This is a genomic window from Pseudomonas sp. NPDC089569, assembly GCF_050280625.1.
GTDB lineage: Bacteria > Pseudomonadota > Gammaproteobacteria > Pseudomonadales > Pseudomonadaceae > Aquipseudomonas.
In genome coordinates this window covers 11,484-35,027 of the sequence record NZ_JBNNVQ010000044.1, presented here as the reverse complement: position 1 = coordinate 35,027, position 23,544 = coordinate 11,484, and the positions used below count along the sequence as shown (strand labels likewise).

21 protein-coding genes are annotated in these 23,544 nt (G+C 62.3%); 10 read left to right on the top strand and 11 right to left on the bottom strand.

The genetic code is table 11. The features are described from left to right. Position 1: 1 nt before the first annotated feature. Positions 2 to 1,243 carry an MFS transporter gene (locus ACQKP2_RS18090; RefSeq protein WP_427578347.1) on the top strand — a complete coding sequence of 414 codons (1,242 nt, stop codon included), beginning with the start codon at positions 2 to 4 and terminating at the stop codon, positions 1,241 to 1,243. Between the two features lie 2 nt (positions 1,244 to 1,245). Here ACQKP2_RS18090 and ACQKP2_RS18085 read toward each other — a convergent pair whose 3' ends face one another. After that, complete coding sequence (locus tag ACQKP2_RS18085) at positions 1,246 to 2,145, bottom strand: LysR substrate-binding domain-containing protein (RefSeq protein ID WP_427578346.1); 900 nt, start codon at positions 2,143 to 2,145, stop codon at positions 1,246 to 1,248. A 271-nt stretch (positions 2,146 to 2,416) separates the two neighbouring features. Here ACQKP2_RS18085 and ACQKP2_RS18080 point away from each other — a divergent pair, with 271 nt between their 5' ends. From ACQKP2_RS18080 to ACQKP2_RS18065, 4 genes are read left to right on the top strand one after another with little or no spacing between them, the layout of a single operon-like run. Continuing rightward, on the top strand, positions 2,417 to 2,731 hold the full coding sequence (locus ACQKP2_RS18080) for a DUF485 domain-containing protein (RefSeq protein ID WP_427578344.1): 315 nt from the start codon (positions 2,417 to 2,419) through the stop codon (positions 2,729 to 2,731). Beyond that, on the top strand, positions 2,728 to 4,401 hold the full coding sequence (locus ACQKP2_RS18075; protein ID WP_427578342.1) for a cation acetate symporter: 1,674 nt from the start codon (positions 2,728 to 2,730) through the stop codon (positions 4,399 to 4,401). The genes ACQKP2_RS18080 and ACQKP2_RS18075 overlap by 4 nt, the downstream gene beginning before the upstream one ends. Before the next feature lie 48 nt (positions 4,402 to 4,449). Next, a complete protein-coding gene (locus ACQKP2_RS18070; protein ID WP_427578340.1) occupies positions 4,450 to 5,004 on the top strand; it encodes a cytochrome b in 555 nt (184 codons plus the stop codon). Between the two features lie 3 nt (positions 5,005 to 5,007). Continuing rightward, complete coding sequence (locus ACQKP2_RS18065; RefSeq protein ID WP_427578338.1) at positions 5,008 to 6,015, top strand: NAD(P)H-dependent flavin oxidoreductase; 1,008 nt, start codon at positions 5,008 to 5,010, stop codon at positions 6,013 to 6,015. Between the two features lie 186 nt (positions 6,016 to 6,201). On the opposite strand, the gene ACQKP2_RS18060 is transcribed toward ACQKP2_RS18065, so the two are convergent. Beyond that, the gene (locus tag ACQKP2_RS18060) at positions 6,202 to 7,092 is read right to left on the bottom strand and encodes a LysR substrate-binding domain-containing protein (protein ID WP_427578337.1); all 891 of its coding nucleotides are present in this window, start codon (positions 7,090 to 7,092) and stop codon (positions 6,202 to 6,204) included. 114 nt (positions 7,093 to 7,206) lie between these two features. Here ACQKP2_RS18060 and ACQKP2_RS18055 point away from each other — a divergent pair, with 114 nt between their 5' ends. From ACQKP2_RS18055 to ACQKP2_RS18040, 4 genes are all read left to right on the top strand, one after another. Next, a complete protein-coding gene (locus ACQKP2_RS18055; RefSeq protein ID WP_427578336.1) occupies positions 7,207 to 7,884 on the top strand; it encodes an MOSC domain-containing protein in 678 nt (225 codons plus the stop codon). Positions 7,885 to 8,116: 232 nt separating this feature from the next. Then, a complete protein-coding gene (locus ACQKP2_RS18050) occupies positions 8,117 to 9,634 on the top strand; it encodes a CoA-acylating methylmalonate-semialdehyde dehydrogenase (protein WP_427578335.1) in 1,518 nt (505 codons plus the stop codon). A 127-nt stretch (positions 9,635 to 9,761) separates the two neighbouring features. Further along, a complete protein-coding gene (locus ACQKP2_RS18045; RefSeq protein WP_427578333.1) occupies positions 9,762 to 10,151 on the top strand; it encodes a tautomerase family protein in 390 nt (129 codons plus the stop codon). A 25-nt stretch (positions 10,152 to 10,176) separates the two neighbouring features. Next, positions 10,177 to 11,226 carry an NAD(P)H-dependent flavin oxidoreductase gene (locus ACQKP2_RS18040; RefSeq protein ID WP_427578332.1) on the top strand — a complete coding sequence of 350 codons (1,050 nt, stop codon included), beginning with the start codon at positions 10,177 to 10,179 and terminating at the stop codon, positions 11,224 to 11,226. A gap of 118 nt (positions 11,227 to 11,344) precedes the next feature. Here the strand turns inward: ACQKP2_RS18040 and ACQKP2_RS18035 are convergent, their stop codons facing one another. Together ACQKP2_RS18035 and ACQKP2_RS18030 are read right to left on the bottom strand one after the other, a co-directional pair. Beyond that, positions 11,345 to 12,070 (bottom strand): hypothetical protein, encoded by a 726-nt coding sequence (locus ACQKP2_RS18035; RefSeq protein WP_427578330.1) that lies wholly within the window; start codon positions 12,068 to 12,070, stop codon positions 11,345 to 11,347. 13 nt (positions 12,071 to 12,083) lie between these two features. Continuing rightward, positions 12,084 to 12,248: a hypothetical protein gene (locus tag ACQKP2_RS18030; protein WP_427578329.1), complete on the bottom strand. Its 165-nt coding sequence runs from the start codon at positions 12,246 to 12,248 to the stop codon at positions 12,084 to 12,086. Between the two features lie 179 nt (positions 12,249 to 12,427). Between ACQKP2_RS18030 and mdeB the strand changes: the two genes are divergently transcribed. Beyond that, complete coding sequence (gene mdeB / locus ACQKP2_RS18025) at positions 12,428 to 15,127, top strand: alpha-ketoglutarate dehydrogenase (RefSeq protein WP_427578327.1); 2,700 nt, start codon at positions 12,428 to 12,430, stop codon at positions 15,125 to 15,127. Positions 15,128 to 15,151: 24 nt separating this feature from the next. Here mdeB and ACQKP2_RS18020 read toward each other — a convergent pair whose 3' ends face one another. The 7 genes from ACQKP2_RS18020 to ACQKP2_RS17990 all read right to left on the bottom strand — a co-directional run bounded on the left by ACQKP2_RS18020 (position 15,152) and on the right by ACQKP2_RS17990 (position 23,517). Then, positions 15,152 to 15,907 carry an ABC transporter ATP-binding protein gene (locus ACQKP2_RS18020; RefSeq protein ID WP_427578325.1) on the bottom strand — a complete coding sequence of 252 codons (756 nt, stop codon included), beginning with the start codon at positions 15,905 to 15,907 and terminating at the stop codon, positions 15,152 to 15,154. Next, positions 15,901 to 16,962: a FecCD family ABC transporter permease gene (locus ACQKP2_RS18015; RefSeq protein WP_427578324.1), complete on the bottom strand. Its 1,062-nt coding sequence runs from the start codon at positions 16,960 to 16,962 to the stop codon at positions 15,901 to 15,903. The genes ACQKP2_RS18020 and ACQKP2_RS18015 overlap by 7 nt, the downstream gene beginning before the upstream one ends. Next, positions 16,959 to 18,146, bottom strand: coding sequence for an ABC transporter substrate-binding protein (locus tag ACQKP2_RS18010; RefSeq protein WP_427578322.1), 1,188 nt, complete (start codon positions 18,144 to 18,146; stop codon positions 16,959 to 16,961). Before ACQKP2_RS18010 ends, ACQKP2_RS18015 begins: the two co-directional genes overlap by 4 nt. A 64-nt stretch (positions 18,147 to 18,210) precedes the next feature. Beyond that, on the bottom strand, positions 18,211 to 20,625 hold the full coding sequence (locus tag ACQKP2_RS18005) for a TonB-dependent siderophore receptor (RefSeq protein ID WP_427578321.1): 2,415 nt from the start codon (positions 20,623 to 20,625) through the stop codon (positions 18,211 to 18,213). Between the two features lie 96 nt (positions 20,626 to 20,721). Beyond that, complete coding sequence (locus ACQKP2_RS18000) at positions 20,722 to 21,699, bottom strand: FecR domain-containing protein (RefSeq protein ID WP_427578319.1); 978 nt, start codon at positions 21,697 to 21,699, stop codon at positions 20,722 to 20,724. Then, complete coding sequence (locus tag ACQKP2_RS17995; protein ID WP_427578317.1) at positions 21,700 to 22,215, bottom strand: sigma-70 family RNA polymerase sigma factor; 516 nt, start codon at positions 22,213 to 22,215, stop codon at positions 21,700 to 21,702. 84 nt (positions 22,216 to 22,299) lie between these two features. Continuing rightward, complete coding sequence (locus ACQKP2_RS17990; protein ID WP_427578315.1) at positions 22,300 to 23,517, bottom strand: MFS transporter; 1,218 nt, start codon at positions 23,515 to 23,517, stop codon at positions 22,300 to 22,302. Positions 23,518 to 23,544 lie beyond the last annotated feature (27 nt).

Here is a 23,544-nt window from a genome sequence, read left to right as displayed (position 1 = left end):
CATGAACTATGCCGATCGCAATCGCGCCTACTGGCGGCGCAACCTGGCCATTTGTGTGTTCGGCTCGTTCACCACCCTGGTGAGCCTGAGCATGCTGCTGCCGTTCTTGCCGTTGTATGTGCAGCAGTTGGGCGTGACGAATCAGGCTGACGTGGTGCAATGGTCGGGAGTGGCCTTCGGCGCGACATTTTTCGGTACGGCGATGACCGCGCCGCTGTGGGGGCGGTTGGCGGATCGTTACGGTCGCAAGCCAATGCTGGTCCGTGCGGCCATCGGTATGGCGGTGGTGATGTCGTTGATCGGGCTGGCGCGGGACGTCACCGAACTGGTGGCGCTGCGCCTGATCGCCGGGCTCATCGGTGGTTATGCCTCGGCCGCAATTGTGATGATCGGCACCCAGGTGCCCAGGGAAAAGGCGGGTTGGGCCCTGGGTGTGCTGTCGACCGGCGCCTTGTCCGGCAACCTCGTCGGGCCGCTGGTGGGTGGGTTCCTGCCACAACTGGTGGGGATTCGCGGCACCTTCTTTGTCGGCGGGACGATGATCGCGGTGGCGGCGATTATCACCATCCTCTGTGTTCGCGAAGACTTTGACCGGACAACGGATGGATCGCGGCGCGACAAACAGACTTCAACCGACGGTGACAGCTCGCGCTGGCCAGTCGTCGCCGCGCTGTTGGTGACGGCGATGATGGTGCTGCTGGCCAATATGTCCATCGAGCCGATCATCACCGTCTATATCGGTTACCTCGGCGTGGCCCTCGATGAACAGGCGTGGATTGCCGGTGTGGTGATGGCCGGTTCGGCCCTGGGCAGTATCCTGACCGCCGCCAGGCTTGGCGCATTGGCCGATCGCATCGGCGGCTGGAACGTCATCATCGGCTGTCTGGTGTTGACGGGTATCGTCATGGTGCCCCAGGCCTATGTGACGCAGTGGTGGCAACTGGCGGTGTTGCGGGGCGTCATGGGCATGACCCTTGCCGGATTGCTGCCGGCCATCGCCAAACTGCTGCGTCAATCGGTGCCGGAGCACAGCACCGGTAAAGTCCTGGGTTATCTGCAGTCGGCGCAGTTTGCAGGGCAGGTGATCGGCCCGCTGATCGGTGGCCAGATCGGCGCGCATGTGGGTTTGCATCACGTGTTCCTGGTGACCGGCGCGCTGCTGGTGCTGTGTGCCGTTATCAACGCCTGGGTCAAAGGCCGTTTCAATGCGATGCCGGTGTTGCAGGCCAGTGTCGGCCGGTGAAACTACAGCGTTACGCCAGCCAGCGCCGGAGCAGAGGCGGCGTCCTCATGCAGGCTGTGGAGGAAGGTGGCCAGTGTGCTGGAGAAGTAGCCGTCGATCCGCCGCACGAACACGGTCTGCACTTCAGCCAGCTCCGCCGGCAGATCATGCATGGCGACCAGCCCTTCGCGGGCGGCATTGGCCACGACTGCCCGGGGTAACAACGTGACCCCGACCCCGGCGGCTACGCAGGCGATGATGGCTTCGATTGAGCCGAACTCCAGTGGCTCGGGGGCGACGATGCCCAGGCCGGTCAGCAGCGTATCCAGGCGTTGGCGGTAGGAGCAGCCGATGCGGAATACCACTGTCTTGAGGTTCTCGACGTCGGCGACCGACTCCAGGCTGCGCAGGGCAGGTGAGGTGACCAGTACCAGCTCTTCGCAAAATGCCGTTTCGCTGTGCAGCTCCGGGTGGTTGACCGGCCCGGCAACGAATGCACCTTCGAGCCTGCAGTCGATGACGCTCTGGATCAGGCTGCAGGTGGTGCCGGTGCGCACCACCGGGCGAACCTCGGGGTAGGCCTTGGCAAACCGCGCGATCAGGCGCGGCAGGCGCATGGCCAGGGTGGTTTCCAGCGTACCGATCTCCAGCAACCCTTTGGGCTGGCCGTCATCGCGGGCGGCGCTGGAGGCATCGAGCAGCAATTTCGACAGCCGGGCGGCGTAGGGCAGGATGCGGCGCCCGGCGGGCGTGACCTGAACGCCCTTGGCGCTGCGCTGGAACAGCGCCACCCCGAGTTCGTCCTCAAGCGAGCGAATCCTCGCCGAAACGTTGGATTGCACGGTGTTCAGTTCGCTGGCGGCCTTGTTCATGCTGCCGTGGCGTGCCACGGCATCGACCACCTTGAGATCCGTTACATCCATCACATTCACCTATCTCTAAAAGTAATAACCGAATCAGGTTTCGCCGCTTGAGTGAGATCAGTGTTGGAGAAATCGCGAGACAAGTACAGGGAAAATCGAGGGCTTGTTGATTCACCAAAAGCGATCAGCTGAATCACAAATGATCATTTTACATGATCATATGCCGGGCATAGGTTGAACGGGCACAGATACCGCAGCCAGTGGCGGATCGAGTCTTCGAGTCTGAGGCTGTGGAACAACAATAACGCAACCACTGCTACACGGAGTCAACGTGAACCCTGCAACCGAATCAGCCAGAATTCGCAATCACCCCCGTTACAAGGATTTGGTCTCGAGGCAGCGAAGATTTGTCGCCGGCCTCAGCGCGGCCACCCTTGTCCCTTACTTCACGTTCATCCTCGTCGCCGCCTTCGCTCCGCAACTGCTGGCGACGAAGCTTTCGGCCACCAGCACCATCAACATCGGCTGGCCATTGGGCCTGGTGTTTATCGTTGGCGCCTGGTTGTTCACCGGGCTCTACATCCTGCGCGCCAATGGTGAGTTCGATGAACTGACCGCGCAAATCCGGGCGGGGGCCATCGTATGAAACGCATTCTTTGCAACCTGGTGTCGCTCACGCTGCTCATCGCGGTTGCCACCGGCGCCATGGCCGGCGACGTGATCCAGAACGTCGAGCAGCAACCGCTCAACCTCACCGCCATCGGCATGTTCCTGGTCTTCGTCGTGACGACTCTGAGTATCACCTACTGGGCCGCTGCCAGGACCCGGTCCATGGATGATTTCTACAATGCCGGCGGTGGCATTACCGGTTTCCAGAACGGTCTGGCGCTGGCCGGCGACTACATGTCGGCGGCAGCGCTGCTGGGTGTCACCAGCATGATCTTCTTCAATGGCTTCGACGGCGTGTTGTACTCGATCAGTTTCTTCGTTGCCTGGCCACTGCTGTTGTTCCTGTTTGCCGAGCGCATCCGCAACCTGGGGCGCATCACCATTTCCGATATCGCCTCGTTCCGCCTCGATCAGAACCGCATCCGCACGATGACGGCCTTCGGCTCGCTGACGGTGGTGTGCTTTTATCTGGTGGTGCAGATGGTCGGCGCCGGTCAGTTGATTCAGCTGTTGTTCGGCTTGCCCTATAACTACGCGGTCATCGCCGTGGGGTTGCTGATGGCGGTCTATGTCACCTTCGGCGGCATGGTCGCCACCACCTGGGTGCAGATCATCAAGGCCGGGCTGCTGTTGTTGGGTGGAACGCTGCTGGCGTTCCTGGCCCTGAGCCGCTTCGGTTTTTCCTTCGATCTGCTGTTCGAGAAGGCGGTGGCCGCGCACCACGAGGGCGAGCGGATGCTGCTGCCGAGCAAACTGGTGGCCGACCCGCTGTCGCTGATTTCGCTATCGCTGGGCCTGGTGTTCGGCACGGCGGGGCTGCCGCACATTCTGATGCGCTTCTTCACCGTGCCGGACGCCCGGCAGGCACGCAAATCGGTGTTCGTCGCCACGGGCTTCATCGGCTTTTTCTACCTGATCGTCGCCGTGCTGGGCCTGGCCGCCATCGTGATAGTCGGGCAAGACCCGGCCTTCTACGAGTCGGGCAATCTGGCGGGCAAGCTGATCGGCGGCAGTAACATGCCGGTGATGCACCTGGCCAAGGCGGTAGGGGGCGATTTGCTGCTCGGGTTCATTTCCGCCGTGGCGTTCGCGACGATTCTGGCGGTGGTGTCCGGGCTGACCATGGCCGGCACCTCGGCGATTTCCCATGACCTGTACGTGAGCGTGATCAAAAAGGGCAAGGCCGATGCCGGCGAAGAACGGCGCGTGTCGCGGATGGCTTCGGTGGGTATCGGCATCGTTGCGGTGGTGCTGGGCATCCTGTTCAAGGATCAGAACATCGCGTTTCTGGTCGCGCTGACCTTCGGCGTCGCCGCGTCGGTCAATTTCCCGATCCTGGTGCTGTCGATGTACTGGAAGGGGCTGACCACCCGCGGGGCCTTGATCGGCGGTGTCGCGGGCCTGATCAGCGCCGTGGGGCTGGTCATTCTGTCGCCGGCGGTGTGGGTCAAGGTGTTGGGCAACGCCCAGGCGATTTTCCCATACGACTACCCGGCGATCGTCTCGATGAACGTGGCGTTTCTCTGCACCTGGCTGGGCTCGGTCACTGATCGCAGTCACGCGGCAGTGCTTGAGCGCGAGCGTTTCGATGATCAGTTGGTCCGTGCCCGGACCGGCCTTGGTGCTGCGAAGGCAGTCAGCCACTGAGGCACCTTTCCCTTTCCTGATTTGCCCGTTCTGCAAAAGGAGTCAGTCATGCAGTTACGAGACAATGGCTTGAGATTTTCCCCCGTCACCGTTGCGTTGCATTGGGTCGTGGCGTTTTCGCTGCTGGCGATTTTCGCCCTGCAAGTGTCGATCGGCCTGGTATCGGCAGAGGCATTACGCACGGAGCTTGGCAGGGTGCAAAACCTGTTGGGCCTGATGCTGTTCCTGGTTTCGACCTACAGGTTCTGGGCGCGCATCACCTCCTATCATCCGCTGCCGGTGGGCACGCCCAATCCCATCGAAGTCATTATCAGCCGCTCGGTGGCCGTGGCGCTGGCCCTGGCGATGGTGCTGCTGCCCATCGCGGTCTGGGCGTCACGGGCGGCGGCCGGCGAAGCGGTGGAGCTGCCCGGCGGAATTTCCATTCCCATGCTGCTGCCCAGCAACCCGACCTTGAAGCATGTGGTCGATACCTTGTTCGACATCGGCGCCTCGGCGTTCCTCGCCGGCCTGGCGCTGCACATCTTCGGCGCGGTGAAGAATCACGTTGTCCTGAAGAACAACACGCTCAAGCGGATGCTTGGCAAACACGTGGAGCTGTGAGTCATGAATGACGTGAACGAAGCCATTTTCGAGTTTCCCGGTAACGCCATCACTCGGCTTTGCGGCGTGAAATATCCGATTTTCCTTGGTGGCATGGCGGCGATTTCCGGGCCGCAACTGGTGGCGGCCGTCGCCAATGCCGGGGGCATGGGGGTGATCGGCGGCTTGCGCCTGCCGCCCCTGGCCTTGCGCCGCTGGATCGCCGAGACCCGTGCACTGACCGACCGGCCTTTCGGCGTGAACCTGGTGCCGCAATTCGGCGGGCCGGATGTGTTCGAAGCGCAATTTCAGGTGATCCTCAAGGAAAAGCCCAAACTGCTGTCGCTGTTCTATGCCGAGCAATATGCCGCCGACATGATCCCCCGGGCGAAAGACGCCGGGTTGCTGGTCATGGTGCAGGCAGGGTCGGTGGAGCTGGCCCATATCGCCATCGCCCAGGGCGCCGACATCATCATTGCCCAGGGCAGTGAAAGCGGTGGTCACCTCAATCGCGGCACCATTGGCATCCTGCCGTTGCTGACGTCGATCCTGGCGATTGCCGAAGGGCGCCCGGTGCTGGCCGCCGGTGGTATCACCCACGGCAACGACGTACGGGCACTGATGTCGCTGGGGGCGTCCGGCGTGGTGGTGGGGACGGCGTTCATTGCCACCGACGAGTCCAACGCCCACCCGCTGTACAAGCAGAAAATCGTCGAGGCGAGCACCGATGACACCGAGTACCGCACCGGCTACTCGTTCGGCTGGACCTACGGCACGCCGCACCGGGTCATCCCCAACCGGGACAAGTGGAACCTGCTGCGCTTTATCGGCGGTGGCGCGCGCGCGATCGACAAGCCGCGCATGGCGCAGAAGCTGTCGCTGTACGCGGGGCAGGGGGTGGGCAAGATTCACAGCGTCGTACCGGCGGCCGAGCGCGTGGCGGAGTTGGCCAGTGGTTTGGTGACCGTGGTGGAGCGGCCTGCCATGGCCACCTGTAGGAGCGAGCAAGCTCGCGATGGTGTTCAACGATAACGCGTGCATTCAGGATAAACGCGGTGCCTTTGCTGTCATCGCGAGCAGGCTCGCTCCCACAGGTTCATGTATCGACCGCAATACATGAGAACGACACACCCGCTTCGTAGGAGCCAGGCTTGCCGGCGAAGGCGGCCGCACGTCATGCGGCGCCATTGAAAACGACTTCGCCGGCAAGCCTGGCTCCTACGAGGTAGGTGTTGGTTGGGCGATCTGCTGTTGTGCCAGGCCGATGAACGCGCTCATGGCGGAGGTGATCATCGAGTCGTTGCGACGGATGAACACGGTCGAAACATTGGCGAACTCGGGCGGCAGCGTGTGCCAGCGTATGGCATGGCGCACGCTGCTGTTCTCCGCGATGGCCTTGGGCAGCAGGGTCACGCCCATGCCGGCGGCGACGCACGAGAGGATGCCGTCCAGCGTGCCCAGTTCCATGATCTGGTTGGGCACAAGCCCGGCCTGATAGAACCAGTTTTCCAGGGTCGATCGATAGAAGCAGCCGGTGCGGAACACCAGCACGGTTTGCTGGGGCATTTTGTCGATCAATGCCGGCAGGGATTCGAACTGGTTGCTGCTGACCAGCACCAATTCCTCGGAGAAGACTTCTTCCTGGGCCAACGCCGAGTTCTGGTGGAAGCCGCCGACAAAGGCACCATCGAGCCGATGGGCCTCGATCGCCTTGATCAGTTCGACCGTGGTGCCGGTCAACAGTGACAGCTGCACATCGGGAAATTGCTCACGGTATTTGGTCAGCACCTGTGGCAAGCGGATGGCGGCCGTGGTTTCCATCGAACCCAGACGCAACAGGCCCGCCGGGCTGCCGGTGTCCATCAGGGCGCTGCGACTCTCGTCGGTCAGCTGCAGGATGCGCCGCGCGTAGCCGAGGAAGGTTTCACCCGCCGCCGTCAGCACGACCCCGGACTTCTTGCGTATGAACAGCTCGCGATTGAGTTCGGCTTCCAGTTCCTTCACGCGCATGGTGACGTTGGACTGCACGGTGTTCACCTGAACCGCTGCGGCGGTGAAGCTGCCGAGTTCGGCCACGGCGCAGAAAATCTTCAGCTGACGCATTTCCATGATCGTTTCCATCCATCTTGAAAAGTGATTATGGACATATTTAATGATCACTTTACGAGCTTCTGCGCCGCTAAGTAAAGTGACCCAAACCGGCTGATGAGCGCAGGCAGATCCATGACAGTGATTTCGAACGTTGACCAGGTCTTTGCCGGAGGACTGAGCGTATTGCCGCCCGAAGGGCAGCGCACCGGCATGTTCAAACAGCGCCATGCAGGCTCGGTGCGCGTGGAGCGGCACGGCATCGTCGGCGACCAGCATGGCGACACCCGGGTGCATGGCGGGCCGGAAAAAGCGCTGCACCAGTATGCGGCGCAGAACTACGAACGGCTGGCGCAGGCCTTTGCGCACAGTGCCGCGCAATTGGTGGCCGGCAGCCTGGGAGAGAACATCTCCGCATTCGGGCTTTGCGAGCTCAACGTGCACATCGGCGATGTGTTTCGGATCGGTAGTGTCGTGTTGCAGGTGTCCCAACCGCGCAGCCCGTGCTGGAAGATCAATCACCGTTTCGATGCCGAGCACATGTCGATGTTTGTCGCCAAAGAGCGCATCACCGGTTGGTACTACCGGGTGCTACAGCCGGGCTCACTGCAAGCGGGCGACCGGATCGAACGGCTGGAGCGGCACAGCGAGCTGTTTTCCATCGACCGTTTCTGGCAGGTGCAGTTGTCGCACAGGCCGGTGATCGACGACCTGATTGCACTGGCGGCCACCCCGGGCCTGGCTCCGGACTGGCAGCGTCGCCTGTCCGAGCGCGCCAAATACCTGCAAAAGCTCACCGCTTCATCCCTGTAGGAGCGAGCATGCTCGCGATGGTCGTTAACGATGACGCTGGGTACCTGGCACCCAGCGGCGCTCATTCGTCCATCGCGAGCATGCTCGCTCCTACAAAAACCATGTTCATGAAATGTGATTTTTACGATCATTAATCATCATTTTACATGATTGATTGGCTGGCCTAATTTCGTCTGGCACCACCTGACAACAAAAAGAGATGGCTTTTATCCACCAGCAGGGGACACCCGCCATGAGCAACCAGCCAGCAGACATCGCACACTACATTCACGGGCGCGTGACGCCGGGCAACTCCGGTCGCGCACAGAACGTCACCAACCCCGCCACGGGGGCGGTCACTGCCAAAGTAGCGCTGGCCAATGCCAGTGAAGTCGATGCGGCCGTGCAGTCGGCAGCGGCCGCTTTCCCGGCCTGGTCGGCGACACCGCCGCTGCGCCGGGCGCGCATTCTGTTCAAGTTCCTGGCGCTGCTCAACGAGCACCGCGACACCCTGGCGCAGATGATCACCCGCGAGCACGGCAAGGTGTTTACCGATGCCCAGGGTGAAGTGACCCGTGGCATCGAAGTGGTCGAATTCGCCTGCGGCATTCCGCAACTGCTCAAGGGCGACTACACCGAGCAGGTTTCGACCCACATCGACAACTGGACGATGCGCCAGGCCCTCGGCGTGGTGGCGGGTATCACGCCGTTCAACTTCCCGGTCATGGTGCCGATGTGGATGTTCCCGGTGGCCATCGCCTGCGGCAACACCTTCGTGCTCAAGCCCAGCCCGATCGACCCTTCGCCGTCGCTGCTGATCGCCGAACTGTTCAAGGAAGCCGGGTTGCCTGACGGTGTGTTCAACGTTGTCCAGGGCGACAAGGAAGCGGTGGATGCGCTGCTCGACCACCCGCAGGTGCAGGCGGTGAGCTTTGTCGGTTCCACGCCGATTGCCAACCATATCTACGAGACCGGTGCCCGCCACGGCAAGCGCGTGCAGGCCCTGGGCGGGGCGAAGAACCACATGGTGGTAATGCCCGACGCCGACATCGACCAGGTGGTCGACGCCCTGATCGGCGCAGCCTTCGGCTCGGCGGGCGAGCGCTGCATGGCGATTTCGGTGGCGGTGTTTGTCGGTGATGTAGCCGACAAGGTCATGCCCAAACTGGTGGAGCGCACCCGCACGCTGAAGATCCTCGAAGGCATGAACCTGTCGGCGGAAATGGGCCCGATCGTCTCGTCCGCCGCGTTGCAGCGCATCACCGGCTACATCGAGCAGGGCATCGCCGAAGGCGCCGAAATGCTGGTGGACGGCCGTGAGTTCGATGGCGCCCAGGCCGGTGCCGATTGTGCCGGGGGCTTCTGGCTCGGCGGCACGATTTTCGATCACGTCAGCGCGCAGATGAAAATCTACAAGGAGGAAATCTTCGGCCCGGTGCTGGCGTGCATGCGGGTGAAGGATTTTGCCGAGGCCATCGAGCTGGTCAATGCCCACGAGTTCGGCAACGGCACCGCCTGCTACACCCGTGACGGTCACATCGCCCGTGAATTCGCCAGCCGCATCCAGGTGGGCATGGTCGGCATCAACGTGCCGATTCCGGTGCCGATGGCCTGGCACGGTTTCGGTGGCTGGAAGCGTTCGCTGTTCGGTGACATGCATGCCTATGGCGAGGAGGGCGTGCGTTTCTACACCAAGCAGAAATCGGTCATGCAGCGCTGGCCGAACAGCACCGCCAAGGGTGCCGAGTTCGCCATGCCGACTGCCAAATAAGCATCGTCGATTTTCGGGTTGGAGGGTGTGCTGGCGCGGGCTTGCACGCTGTCCGCTTTGCCCGGGGGAAGCGGCTGTCCATTTCACTGACGACAGCTCGCTTCCGGTTTTTTCCAGGAGAGTTGCCATGCCACTGCTCAAGTTCGACATCCTCCAGGGTCGCACCGATGAACAGCTGCGTGCGTTGCTGGACGTGACCCATCAGGCCATGGTCCAGGCGTTCGACGTGCCGTTCAGCGACCGCTACCAAAGCGTTACGCAACACCGTCCGGGGGAACTGGTGCTGCACGACACCGGGTTGGGCTATACGCGCTCGGCCAGGGTCGTGCTGCTGACCGTGGTGTCCCGACCGCGCTCACAGCAACAAAAGACCGAGTTCTACCGCCTGCTTTCCGAGAGGCTGCTGGCCGCCTGCGATCTTTCGCCGGATGACCTGATCGTTTCACTGGTGGAAAACACCGATGCGGACTGGTCGTTCGGACGCGGTCGAGCGCAGTTTCTGACCGGGGAGCTCTAGTCATCTTCATCACTCAGGTACTGCCATGTCCAATTCACTGTTGTCCCTCTTGAATATCCAGTTGCCGATCATCCAGGCGCCCATGGTCGGTGTCTCGACCCCCAGGCTTGCGGCGGCAGTGTCCAACGCCGGCGGGCTGGGTTCCATTGGTATCGGCGCGAGCAATGTCGAGCAGGCGCGGGCCATGCTGCATGAGACGGCAGCGCTGACGGACAAGCCCTTCAGCGTGAACCTGTTCTGCCACCGGCCTGCGGTGCAGGACGCCGCACGCGAGGCGCAATGGCTGAGTGTTCTTGCACCCGTGTTTGCCGAATTCGATGCCGTTGCACCGGCCTCATTGCGTGAGATCTACAGCTCGTTCGTCGAAGACGCCGGGATGCTGCAAATGCTGCTGGAAGAAAAGCCCGCGGTGGTCAGTTTCCACTTCGGCCTGCCAGCGCAAACGGCCATCGATGCACTCAAGGACGCTGGGATTGTCCTGCTGGCTTGTGTGACCAGCGTGAGTGAGGCGCAACAGGCCGAGCACGCCGGTGTGCACGCGCTGGTGGCGCAGGGTTACGAAGCCGGGGGCCATCGCGGTGTGTTCGATGGGCATCAAGACAACCAAATGGGCACCTTGGCCCTGGTGCGGGTGTTGGTGGAGGCGTGCCGGCTGCCGGTGATCGCCGCCGGCGCGATCATGGACGGTGCCGGGATAAACGCCGTTATGCAACTGGGCGCCAGTGCCGCACAGATGGGCACGGCGTTCATTCTGTGCCCCGAATCCAGTGCCAACGCGGCCTATCGCGAAGCCCTGAAAGGTCCGCGTGCGCACCAGACCCAAGTCACCAGTGTCATCTCCGGTCGGCCGGCACGGGGCATGGTCAATCGCAACATGACATCGCTGGAGGCGTCAGGCACGGCATTGCCGGATTACCCGATTGCCTATGACGCCCAGAAAGCGCTCAACGCGGCGGCAGCGGCCAGGGGCAACAGCGAGTTTGCCGTGCAGTGGGCCGGGCAGGGCGCGCCACTGGTTCGGGAGATGCCGGCGGCAGCGCTGGTGAGGCTGCTCGCCGCTGAGATGCAAGCCTGAGGCAGTTGCCCCAATGTTCTCGCTCGGCGTTTTTTTCATCGAACAACGCCGCGCAAGGTGGGGATGACGCAGGCATCTGAAGGCGGGTCGCAGGACTGAAAAGCGCTCTGGCCCGTTTTCAAGGCACTTCGTACATGTAGTCGATACTCAGCGTGACCGTTTCGTCGTAGCTGATGACGAATGCATTGCTGGCGATGTAGATGCTCTTGTCCATGATTTCCTGTTCGCTTAGCGAAGCATCCAGGTCTTTCATGTTCCAGCGGTAGACGCCGCGCAGGATCAGCCTGTCCAGTTCGCCGTCATGTCGGTTGACGATGTAGTCGACCAGCGCGCCGCGATACAGCACTGATAGATCGCCCACCACCACAATGGCGGAAACAAAGATGAGGTCCGGTTTCTTTTCCTGATCGGCGCCATGCAGGATGTAGTACCAGGGTGCGTCGAAGCGCAGCATCCAGCTCAGTTTGGAGTCGATTCGATCCAGCCGCTTTTCGATGATGACTTCACGCAGGTAGGGTGGTGCCAGCCAGCAGAACATGTACAGACTGACGAAGTAGGCAGTGATTTTTAACTGGTCGCGGTATATGACCTCCAGGGTGTCCTTTTTCAGGGAGGAGAGCAGTTGTAGCAGGGTCCTGACATCAAGCACCTGTTTGAACAGCAACCAGGTTGCAAGTAACCAGACACCATGAAGGATCACCACCCAGAAGAACGCCTGTCCTACCACACGGCCAAAAGGGGAGTAGTCGAACGTTTCCCTTTCCGCCCGCTTGAACTGAGCCCTGAAGATAAAGCCCGGCGTGATGATCAGGAAGACGATGACTCCGGGGAGGGCGATTTCCATAAAAAGTGCTCCCCTAAATGGTCAGGGTGATTTTGTTCTTCTTGTCCAAAATGACCGTGACGATAAAGGGCGTCTTGACCGGCCCGATGTGCCGGCTGCTCATTGCCGTCATGATTTTGTTCAGGGCTTCGGGGTTTTCCAGCACCCGTTTTGCGTTTTCAGACAACGGGACTTTCATGTGTCGCCTCCAATCGTCCGCTTGGCATCTGATTCGATTGTAGTCACCGAGCCGAATCTGCGACGGATGGTGTGACGAAGATGCATTGCAAAAGCGCCGTGGCCGAATGAGTTGATGCATCATGGTTTGTGCCGTTCGCGCCATCTTGAAGGGTCAGCCGACCCGCACGGGAGATGCTCATGAATGCGTTCGAACCTCCTTCCGGATCACCCGGCCAGTCGGCAGACACTGACGAGCAACTGGCCGAATGGCGCGATGCCTTGCTGTCGGTCATCGCCCAGGACGGCGCGGCCCGGGCCAGGCAGATCCTCGACCTGCTGGTGACCGTGGCCGGTAGCGCGGACATCGGTTGGCGGCCCGGTCATGTCACGCCTTACATCAATACCATCGGTGTCGAGCACCAGCCGCCTTTTCCGGGCGATCCGGCCATCGAGGAACGACTGGCCTCGATCATGCGCTGGAATGCCCTGGCCATGGTCGCCAGGGCCAACCAGGCCTATGGCGAGCTGGGCGGGCACATCGCCAGTTACGCCAGCGCCGCGGATCTGTTCGAGGTGGGGTTCAATCATTTCTTCAGGGCACGCACTGAGAACAGCGGTGGTGACCTGGTGTTCTACCAGCCACATTCGGCGCCGGGCATCTATGCCAGGGCCTTTCTCGAAGGACGCCTCGATGAGCAGGACCTGCGGCACTATCGGCAGGAAATCGGCGCTCGTGCCAATGGCGCGCGGGGCCTGTCGAGTTATCCGCATCCCTGGTTGATGGCGGACTTCTGGCAGTTCCCGACCGGGTCGATGGGCATCGGCCCGATCAGTTCGATCTACCAGGCGCGGTTCATGCGCTATTTGCAGCATCGCGGCTTGCAGGACACCCAGGGCAGAACCGTATGGGGCGTGTTTGGCGACGGTGAAATGGACGAGCCGGAAAGCATGTCGGCCCTGACCCTGGCCGCGCGCGAAGGGCTCGACACCCTGGTGTGGGTGGTCAACTGCAACCTGCAACGGCTGGACGGGCCGGTTCGCGGCAACGGGCGGATCATCGACGAATTGCAGGCGCTGTTCGCCGGGGCCGGCTGGAACGTGATCAAACTGGTCTGGGGCTCCGATTGGGACAGCTTGTTTGCAAGCGATACCGACGGTGCGCTGGTGCGGGCGCTGTCGGGTACGGTCGATGGTCAGTTCCAGACCTTCGCGGCCAAGGACGGGCGTTTCAACCGCGAGCGATTCTTCGGTCAGAACGAGGCATTGGCGCAGTTGGCCGAAGGACTGAGCGATGAGCAGATCGACCGCCTCAAGCGTGGTGGTCACGACATCGTCAAGATCTACGCCGCCTATCAAAGCGCACGGCTCGAAGGTCGCAAGCCCACGGTGATTCTGGCCCAGACGAAAAAGGGTTTCGGCATGGGCGATGCCGGGCAGGGCAGGATGACCGTGCACCAGCAGAAGAAACTCGACAGGGACGCGCTGATCGCGTTCCGCAACCGTTTCAATCTGCCGCTGACCGATGAGCAGGCCGCTGACTTGAGCTTTTTCAAGCCTGAGCCGGACAGTGCCGAAATGCGCTACCTGCATGAACGTCGCCGGGCATTGGGCGGCTACCTGCCGTCACGGTCCGCCACGTGCGCGCCATTGGCCGTTCCCGGAGTCGACAGTTATGCCGGGTTTGCCATCGCCACCGAAGGCAGGGAAATGTCCACCACCAAAGCTTTCGTGCGCATGCTCGGCGGTTTGCTGCGCGACAAAAAACTGGGCCCGCGCATCGTGCCGATCGTGGCGGATGAGGCGCGCACCTTCGGCATGGCCAGCCTGTTCAAGCAGATCGGCATCTACTCCAGCGTCGGCCAGCGATACGAGCCGGAAGACATCGGTTCGATCCTCAGTTACCGCGAAGCGCTGGAAGGCCAGATTCTCGAGGAAGGCATCAGCGAGGCCGGGGCGATCAGCTCCTGGGTGGCCGCCGCCACCAGTTACTCGGTACACGGCCTGCCCATGTTGCCGTTCTACATCTACTACTCGATGTTCGGCTTCCAGCGCATCGGTGACCTGATCTGGGCGGCGGCGGACCAACGGGCCCGCGGCTTTCTGCTTGGCGCCACCGCCGGCCGCACCACACTGGGCGGTGAGGGCTTGCAGCACCAGGATGGCAGCAGCCACCTGATGGCAGCCACGGTCCCCAATTGCCGCGCTTACGATCCGGCCTTTGTCGGCGAGTTGGCGGTGATCGTGGATCACGGCATGCGCCAGATGCTGGAACGTCAGGTGGATGAGTTCTATTACGTCACCTTGATGAACGAAAACTACCCGCAACCCGATCTCCCGTCAGGCGTCGAGCAGGGGATTGTCAAAGGCCTGTATCGGTTTGCCGGGCATGAGTGCATGAACGCCTGCGGCAACGTCCATCTGTTGGGAAGCGGTGCGATCCTGCGCGAAGTCATCGAAGCCGCCGAACTGCTGGCCAGCGACTGGAATATCGCCAGTCAGGTGTGGAGTGTCACCAGTTTCACCGAGTTGGCCCGTGAGGCTCGCGAGGTCGAGCGCTGGAATCGCCTGCATCCGCAGCAGCAGGCACGGCAGAGTCATGTGCAAGCGTCGCTTGGCGATTCGACGCCGATCATTGCTTGCAGCGATTACGTTCGCGCCGTGCCGCAATTGATTGCCAGCTATGTGGCGGGTCGGTTCACTGCACTGGGCACCGACGGTTTCGGGCGCAGTGACACCCGCCAGCGGTTGCGCACCTTCTTCGAAGTGGATCGTCACCAGATCGTCCTGAGTGCCCTGACGGCGTTGGTGCGCGAAGGGCGTATCGAGGCGAGTACCTGCACCGAGGCCATTGCCCGATACGCCATTGATGTCGAGGCCAGGCCGCCCTGGGAAACCTAGCGCAAGGGCGGCGCTATGGACCTGTCAGACGATATCGTCGATCAGGATATGGTGTTGTCCGCGACTGCAACGCTCGATCCGCGCCTCGACCTTGTAGACATGGCGAAGCATCTGCTCGGTGATCACCTCATCGCTGGGGCCGCTGCCTTGCGCGGTGCCGTCGGCGATGACCAGCACCTGATCGGCAAAGCGCAACGCCTGATTCAGATCATGGATGGCGATGAACACGATGACCTCACGCTGGCGAGCCAGGGTGCGCATGAAGTTCAGCACCTGCACCTGCCGATGCATGTCCAGCGCGCTGGTGGGTTCATCCATCAGCAGGATTTCCGGCTCGCGCACCAGGGTCTGCGCGATGGAGACCAACTGCTGCTGGCCACCGCTGAGTTCCCCCAGGTTGCGAAAGGACAAACCGGTGATGCCCAGTGCATTGAGAATCTCGTCGACGCGCTTCAATTCATCGTCCTGTACGGGCCAGCCCTGCGTCAGTTGCTTGCGCGCCAGCAGCACCGATTCGTAGACCGTCAGCCGAGCGCTGGCATTCAGACCCTGGGGCATGTAGCTGATGCCTGTCGGGCCCTTTTTCGAATCCTGCAGAATGACCTGGCCCGGCCCGTCGATCAGCCCGGCCATGCGTTTGAACAGGGTTGATTTGCCCGCCGCATTGGGGCCGACCAGCGCGACCACTTGTCCGCCATGGAATGTGGTGGTCGTGACGCCTTTGATGATCTCGCGCTGGCCATAGCGGGCACCGAGACTTTCCAGCCGAATCTTTACCATGAGTGTTTCTTCCCGCCGAGAATCAGGGAGATGAAGAAGGGCACGCCGATCAGCGACGTGACCACGCCGATCGGAAAAATGGCGCCCGGAATCAGGGTCTTGCTGACCACCGAACTGGCGGACAGGATCAAGGCGCCGGTCAGCAACGAAGCCGGCAGGAAGAAGCGTTGATCCTCACCGATCAGCATGCGCGCAATGTGCGGGCCGACCAGTCCGATAAACCCGATGGTGCCGACGAAGGCCACCGGGAACGAGGCCAGCAGACTGACCATGATCAGCGTCTGCAAACGCAGGCTGCGCACATTGATGCCGAAACTCGCGGCCTTGTCGTCGCCCAGGCGCAAGGCGGTCAGGGCCCAGGCGCGCCGGGCGAAGATCGGCAGGGTGATGAGGATCACCAGGCAAATCACCCCGAGTTTGGGCCAGGTGGCCTTGGTCAGGCTGCCCATGGTCCAGAACACCACGGCCGCCACGGCCTGCTCGGTGGCGAAAAACTGCAGCAGCGCCAACAGTGCGTTGAAGGTGAAGACCAGGGCGATGCCCAGCAGCACGATGGTTTCGGCGGTCACGCCGCGGCGCATGCTCAGGAAGTGGATCAGCAAGGCCGACAGCATGGCCAAGATGAACGAGTTCACCGGCACCATGTACTGCGCCGCCAAGGGAAACAGCGCAACCCCGAAGGCCAGGCCCATGGCCGCGCCGAAGCCGGCGGCGGCGGAAATGCCCAATGTGAACGGGCTGGCCAGCGGGTTGTTGAGGATGGTCTGCATCTGCGCGCCGGCCAGCGACAGCGCCGCGCCGACCGCCACGGCCATCAGCGCGACCGGCAGGCGAATGTCCCACATCACCACCCGCACCTGCGCCGCAGCGGTGTTCGGGGAAAACAGCGCGCCGAGCACTTCGCCAAGGCTGTAGCTCGCCGGCCCCAGGGCCAGGTCGAGCAGGACGCTGCACAGCAGCAACACTGCGAGGGCAGCCAGGATCAGGCGTTTACGCAGGACCAGGTGACGGTAGGTGTCGCGCTGAAGCACCGGGGCTTCGTTCAACGAACTCATGGCTTGGCTTCCGGGGTGCGCAGGCTGACAAAGTAACCGGGCTCATAGGGAACCGGCAGGAACCGTTCATGCAGCTCGCGAAACGAGGCGTCCGGGTCCAGGTCGGCAAAGAGCGTGGGGTGAAACCACTTGGCCAGTTGCTGGATGGCCACGAACTGGTAGGGGCTGTTGTAGAACTGATGCCAGATGGCGTGAAAGGCTCGGTCGTCCTGGGCCTTGATGCCGGCATACGCCGGGCGTTGGGTGTACCAGGAGAGTTTTTGCCTGGCCTGGGCCATGTCCGCGCCGGGGCCGACACCGACCCAATGGCCGCCGGGGGCGAAGGCCTCCCAGTTGGCACTGGTAACGACGACCTGGTCCGGATTGGCCACGATGACCTGCTCGGCATTCAACTGGCCGAAGGTGCCGGGGATGATGCGCCGGGCAATATTGTTGCCACCGGCCATGTCGACGAACAGGCCGAAGTTCTCATTGCCGAAACTCAGGCAGCAATCGTCGGTGTAGCCACCGATGCGTTCGATGAACACACTGGGGCGAGGCGGGTGGCGTTTTTCAATGACGTCGGTGACGCGGTGGATCTGCTGGTTGCGAAAATCGATGAAGGCTTCGGCGCGTGCCTCCTTGCCGAACAACTGGCCGAACAGGCGCATGGTCGGCTCGGTGTTCTGGATAGGGTTGTTGCGAAAGTCGACGTAGACCACCGGAATGCCCAGTGCGTCGAGTTTTTCGATGTAGCGGGCATCTTCGGTGGCGTGTTGGGCTTCGATGTTGAGGACGATCACATCCGGTTGCAGGGCGATCGCTTGTTCGATATCGAAGGTGCCGTCTTCGAATCCACCGAAGGTCGGGATCCTGGCGATATCGGGAAATTTGCGCAGGTAGGCGTTGTAGGTGTCCGGATCGGACTGGATCAGGTCCTTGCGCCAGCCGACGATGCGTTCGATGGGGTTTTGCGTGTCCAGCGCAGCGACCAGGTACAGCTGGCGTCCCTCGCCGAGCATGACCTTCCTGACCGGAAGATGGACCCTGACCTTGCGCCCCAGCAGGTCGGTCACCGTGCCCAAGGCAGGATCGGCATCGGCCGCGAGCACGCCTCGCGGCGCCAGGGAAAACAATGACAGCCCCAGCAACCCTGCAAACAGCAGGGCAGCGAAGGTGTGGCTGCGTCGATACAGGGTCACCATGGTCAAAGCCTTTTCAGAGGCCAGGCCGGGCAACGGTTCAGGCCGTCATCCCGGACCGGACGTTTCAGAAGTCGACAGTCGCCGACAGTAATAAGGTGCGTGGCGCGCCCTGAGAGAACGCACCGTAGGAGGCGACGCCCGACCAGTACTCGCGATCGAACAGGTTCTGCACGGTGGCACGCAGGGTGGTCGGACGTTCTGCGATGCGGGTGGCATAGCGCGCACCCACATCGAAGCGCGTCCAGGCGTCCAGTTTCTGGGTGTTGGCCTGGTTCACGTATTGGCTGGCGGTATGGATCGCGCCACCGGTCAGGGTCAGCCCTTCGATGCCGGGTGTGTCCCACTCGGCCCAGAGGTTGGCCTGCAGGTCCGGGACACCGACGGGTTTGTTGCCACGGTTGGCGGCCACGCCGGTGCGGGTCAGCTCGCCGTCCAGCAGGGTCACGCCGCCCAGCAGGCGTGTGCCGGTGGTGATTTCACCGGACAGGCCGAGTTCCAGGCCACGGTTGCGTTGCTCGCCCTGCACCGAGAACACCCCGGACGATAGCTCGCCACTGGGTTTGGTGATCTGGAACAGGGCCAGGGTCGACATGAAGCTGCCGTAGTCGACCTTGACGCCGACCTCCTGCTGACGGGCGATGTAGGGCGAAAAAATCTGCCCAGCGTTCGAGGCCGCCGATGGCGCGACGTCGCCCTTGCTCAGGCCTTCGATGTAGTTGTAGTAGAGCGATACGCCGTCCCAGGGTTTGACGACGACACCGAACAGCGGCGTGGTTGCGCTTTTGTCGTAGGCGGTCGTGACCGCGCCGGCCGGGTTGAAGTTGTCTGATTCGATGTTCTGTTGGCGCAAGCCGACGGTGACGCGCACACGTTCGTCCAGCACCGACAGGGTGTCGGCCAGCGCCACGCCCGACAGTTCGCTCTCGGAGACTTTGGGCGTGTCCGGTTTGGCGATGGCGGGTTTCGGCCGGTCCACCGGGTGGTAAATGTTCGAGGCAATGGCCGGGGCGGAGAGGATGCCCCGGGACAGTTCATCACGATAACGGGTGACCTGCATGACCGCGGCGTGACTGACCGGGCCGGTGTCGAATCGCAGGCGGGCGCCGGTGTCGACCGTGTAGCGCTGGACTTCGAATTTGTAATAGCCGGGGACTGAGGAGGTATCGCCGGCCGCGTTGATGATGGTCGGGGTCTGGTCGGACATGCGCGCGACGGCCGAGCGGCCGCCGCCGGCATGGGCAAACAGGGTCAAGGCATCACTTAGATCGTATTCACCACCGAGCAACGCCGACTTGTCCCGGGTCTCGGACCAGCCCCAGTCCTGGCTCACGCTGGTGCGGCCGTTGGCGGCGGCGGGAATGGGGACACCGGGGGCGATCAGGAAGGGTCGGGATGCAGCGTCGAATTGTTCTTTCTGGTCGATCAGGTCCAGGCTGGTTCGCCAGCGATCAGCCTGGTAGTCCAGGGACAGGGCACCGATGCCGATGTCCCGGTGTTGTTTGTCGATGGCCGTGTCGCCTTGCTGGAGGCTGCTGTTGAAGCGTATGCCGAAACGGCGCTCCAGACCCAGGCGCCGACTGATGTCGAGGTGGCCGCCAAGCTGGGTATCCATGGCATAACGGGCCGTGACCCGGGTCAGGTCCTCGTCGAGGGACCGCTTGGGCACCACGTTGATCACGCCACCGACGCCGCTGTTGGGGGACATGCCGTAGAGCAGGGCGCCGGGGCCCTTGACCACTTCGATACGCTCGGCGTATTCGGTGAACACCCGGTAGTTGGAGGCCACGCCGTATACACCGTCGAAGGCCAGTTCGCCGAGATTGCCTTCACCGACGGGAAAGCCGCGAATGAAAAACGAGTCGACAATGCCCCCGGTCTGGCCGGTGGAGCGCACCGAAGAATCGCGTTCGAGCAGGTCGCCCACGGTGACGGCCTGCTGATCCTTGATCAGGGTCGAGGTGTAGCTGGTGACGCTGAACGGCGCGTCCATCACGTCCGTGTTGCCCAGCAGGCCGAGTCGTGCGCCGCTGGCGACCTGGCCGCCGGGATACACCGGTGGCAGGCTGTCGGGCCGTTGATCGGTGCCATTGACCGTGGTTTGCGAAAGCGTGACCTGGCGCTGCGCCAGGGTGTAGCTGCCGTCGCTGCGCAACACCATGTCCAGGCCGCTGCCGGCCAGCAATCGCGATACGGCTTCGCGGGTGCAATAGCTGCCCGTCAGGCCAGGGCTGGTCAGTCCTTCGGTGATCGAAGGCTGAAACGACAGGGCAATGCCGGCGTCCACGGAAAAACTCGACATCGTCGCGCCCAGCGGTCCGGGGGCGATGTGGTAGTCCCGGACCGTCACACAATCGAGTTGTGCCGGTTCGACGGCCAACGCAGGCAGGCACGCAACGCCGGTCAGGGCAAGGCAGAGCAATGCGCTGAACATGACGGGCTTGAGCGGGCGATCCGGACGCAGGAGGCGTGCAGCGGGCATGGAGTGAAGAGCCTGTGAACGAGGTGGAAAAGTTGTTCCTCTCTTTGCCAGTCGAGATCGAAAAAAGTATCAGCGTACGGCGAATATTTTTTCCGGTCAGGCGGCGGAGAGCGTCACCCAGTAGCCGTTCAAGTGGCCGGTGACGTGAATCGGGTAGGTTTGCGCCAGCATGTTCAGCGTGCGCTGGGTGTCGCTGATGGGGAAGGCACCGGAGATGCGCAACCCGGCAATGGCCGGATCGCAGCGCACGAAGCCTCGGCGGTAGCGCGCAAGCTCGGCGACGAAATCCGCCAGGCGCATCTTGTCGGCCATCAACATGCCTTGGGTCCAGGCGCCGATGGATCGATCAGTCGGCTGCAACGAGCCGAAGGCCTGTGAAGAAAAATCGGTGCGCTGGCCTGCATTGACGATCATGGGTGTGCTCTGGCCGCCGTCCGCCAGTTCAATCCTGACCGCACCTTCGAGGACCGCCAGTTGGGTACGTGGTGATTGTTCGCGAACGGTGAAGCGCGTGCCCAATGCCTGCATCCGGCCCTGGCGCGTGCTGACCAGAAAAGGGCGGGCCAGCGGTGAAACATCCGGCGCGGTCTGCACCAGGATTTCCCCTTCGCGCAAGTGGATCAGGCGCTGACCGGCATCGAACAGCACGTCGATGGCTGTGTCGGTGTTGAGCGTGATCTGTGAGCCGTCGGCCAAAGTCAGTTCGCGTCGTTGGCCGACGGCAGTGCGATAGTCGGCCGACCATTGCTGCGACTGCGCCAGTTTCCAGCTGCCCCAACCGGTGGGGATCGCCGCCAGGAGCAAGGCCAGTTTGCCCAGGGCCACACGCCGTTGCGGGCTGCTCGGACGGTCCAGGGCCGACATCGCCAGGGACGGCGGCAACCCGCCGAGTTTGCTTTGCAGCAGTTGCGCGCGCGACCAGGCACGGCCCCGTTCGGGGCTGCTGAGTTTCCAGCATTCCCATTCGCTGCGCTCGCTGTCGCTGAGGTTGTCTTCGCTCAGGCGCATCAACCACTCGGCCGCCTCTTCGAGGACTTCGGGAGCGAGCGGTGGATCATTGCGACGACCGAGCATTCATTCCACCAGCAACAGGCACTGCACAAAGGCCTGTTTCATGTAGCGCTTGACGGTGATCAGCGAGACGTCCAGTTGCTCGGCGATCTCGTGGTATTTGAGGCCGCCGATCTGCGACAGCAGGAACGCACGCTTGACCAGCGGTGCAAGGGTGTCGAGCATGGCGTCGATTTCGTGCAGGGTCTCCAGCACGATCAAGCGCAGTTCGGGCGCCGGCACTTCCTGGACGGGCAATTGAGCGAGTGCGTCCAGATAAGCGCGCTCCAGCGCCTTGCGCTGATACCAGTTGATGAGAATGCCCTTGGCCACGCAACTCAAGTACGCCCGGGGCTGTTCGATGACGGTGGCGGGCGAGGCGAGTATGCGGGTGAAGGTGTCCTGCGCCAGGTCCGCCGCATCCATGGCGTTGCCCAGTTTTTTTCTCAGCATGGCGTACAACCAGCCGTGATGGCTGCTGTACAGGGCTTCGATCACGCGCAGATGATGGGCATTGTTCGCGGGAAGGGTGTCGCTCATGATGGGAATTTTATGCAATTGAGAAATATTCCCAATGCTAATTGACAACGAACCCGTGACGCAAGCGCGATTCGGTGCCACCTCTCAGGCGTGATGGAAGGCGCGATAGCGCAACGTGGCAATGGCAATCAGTGCCAGGCCGTACGCCAGGCAAACGTACAGGTAGGTGTACTGCAAGCCATGGATCTGACTGAGCAAGCCGCCGACCGAGATGCCTGCAATCGACGCAAATTGCGTGGTGCCTTGTGCAATGCCCATCACATGACCTTGTTGCGAACTGTCGACGGCTTTCGAGATCAGGGCCATCAGCACGGGGGTGGTGGCACCCAGCAGAATTCCCCAGAGGAAGTAGGCGCCGGCAAACACCACCGGATTGTGGGTGGTGCCTGCCACGGCTGAAAGGGCGATGCAGGCAATGACCACCCAGGTGATGCGCTGCAGGGTTTGCTGTTGGGTGCGCTGCTCGAAGTAACGTGACCATGCGGTGGCCGACAGGATGAAACCCAGTGCCAGCAAGCCATAACACAAGCCGACAACCCAATTGCCGACGTCGAACTCGGCACTGACGTACAGCGCAAAAACGCTCTGCGGCAGCAGTCGCGCCACCAGCAAAATCCCCATGACGCCCAGCAACGGCAGCAATGGCGATCCCTGCCAGACGCTGCCTTTACTGCCGGTGGCCGGGGAGCCTGCGACGGGGGCTTTCTTCACCGGCGCTACATCCGGCAATGTCACCGCCGCCACGACCGTGCACATTGCGCAAAGCAGGCAGGCGATGAAGTTGATCCAGAAGAAGCTCGCATGATCGAGGATCAGACCACCGACCACCGCCCCCAGCAATGAGCCGACATTGGTCGATATCTGCAGGATCGCGAACAGCCGCGCCCGCCGCGCAGGCGCCTCGATGCTGACGCCGTAAGCCTGGGCCGGCGCGATGTAGCCGGCACAGGCACCTTGCACGAAGCGCAGGATCAGAATGACCTCTATGTCGCTGGAAAACGCCAGCGCCAGTTGGGTCAGGGACAGGCCGGCGAGGGCGCGGATCATCATCAGCTTGTGGCCGTAGCGATCACCGATACGGCCCCAGAACGCGCTGGTCAGCATGATGCCCAGCATGGGCGCGATGTAAACGGCGCTGCCGGCAAAGCTCGACAGGGCTTGCGATGACGCCAGATCGCGCAGGTGCACAGGCCAGAATGGCCCGCTCATTTCCATCGCGCCCATGGAGATGAGCTGGATCGCGAACAGCAGATAAATCAGGGTACGGGTCTTCGAACCCTGAATGGCACCTGCATCGGACATGGGGCGGCCTCGGTGGTTGATCGACAG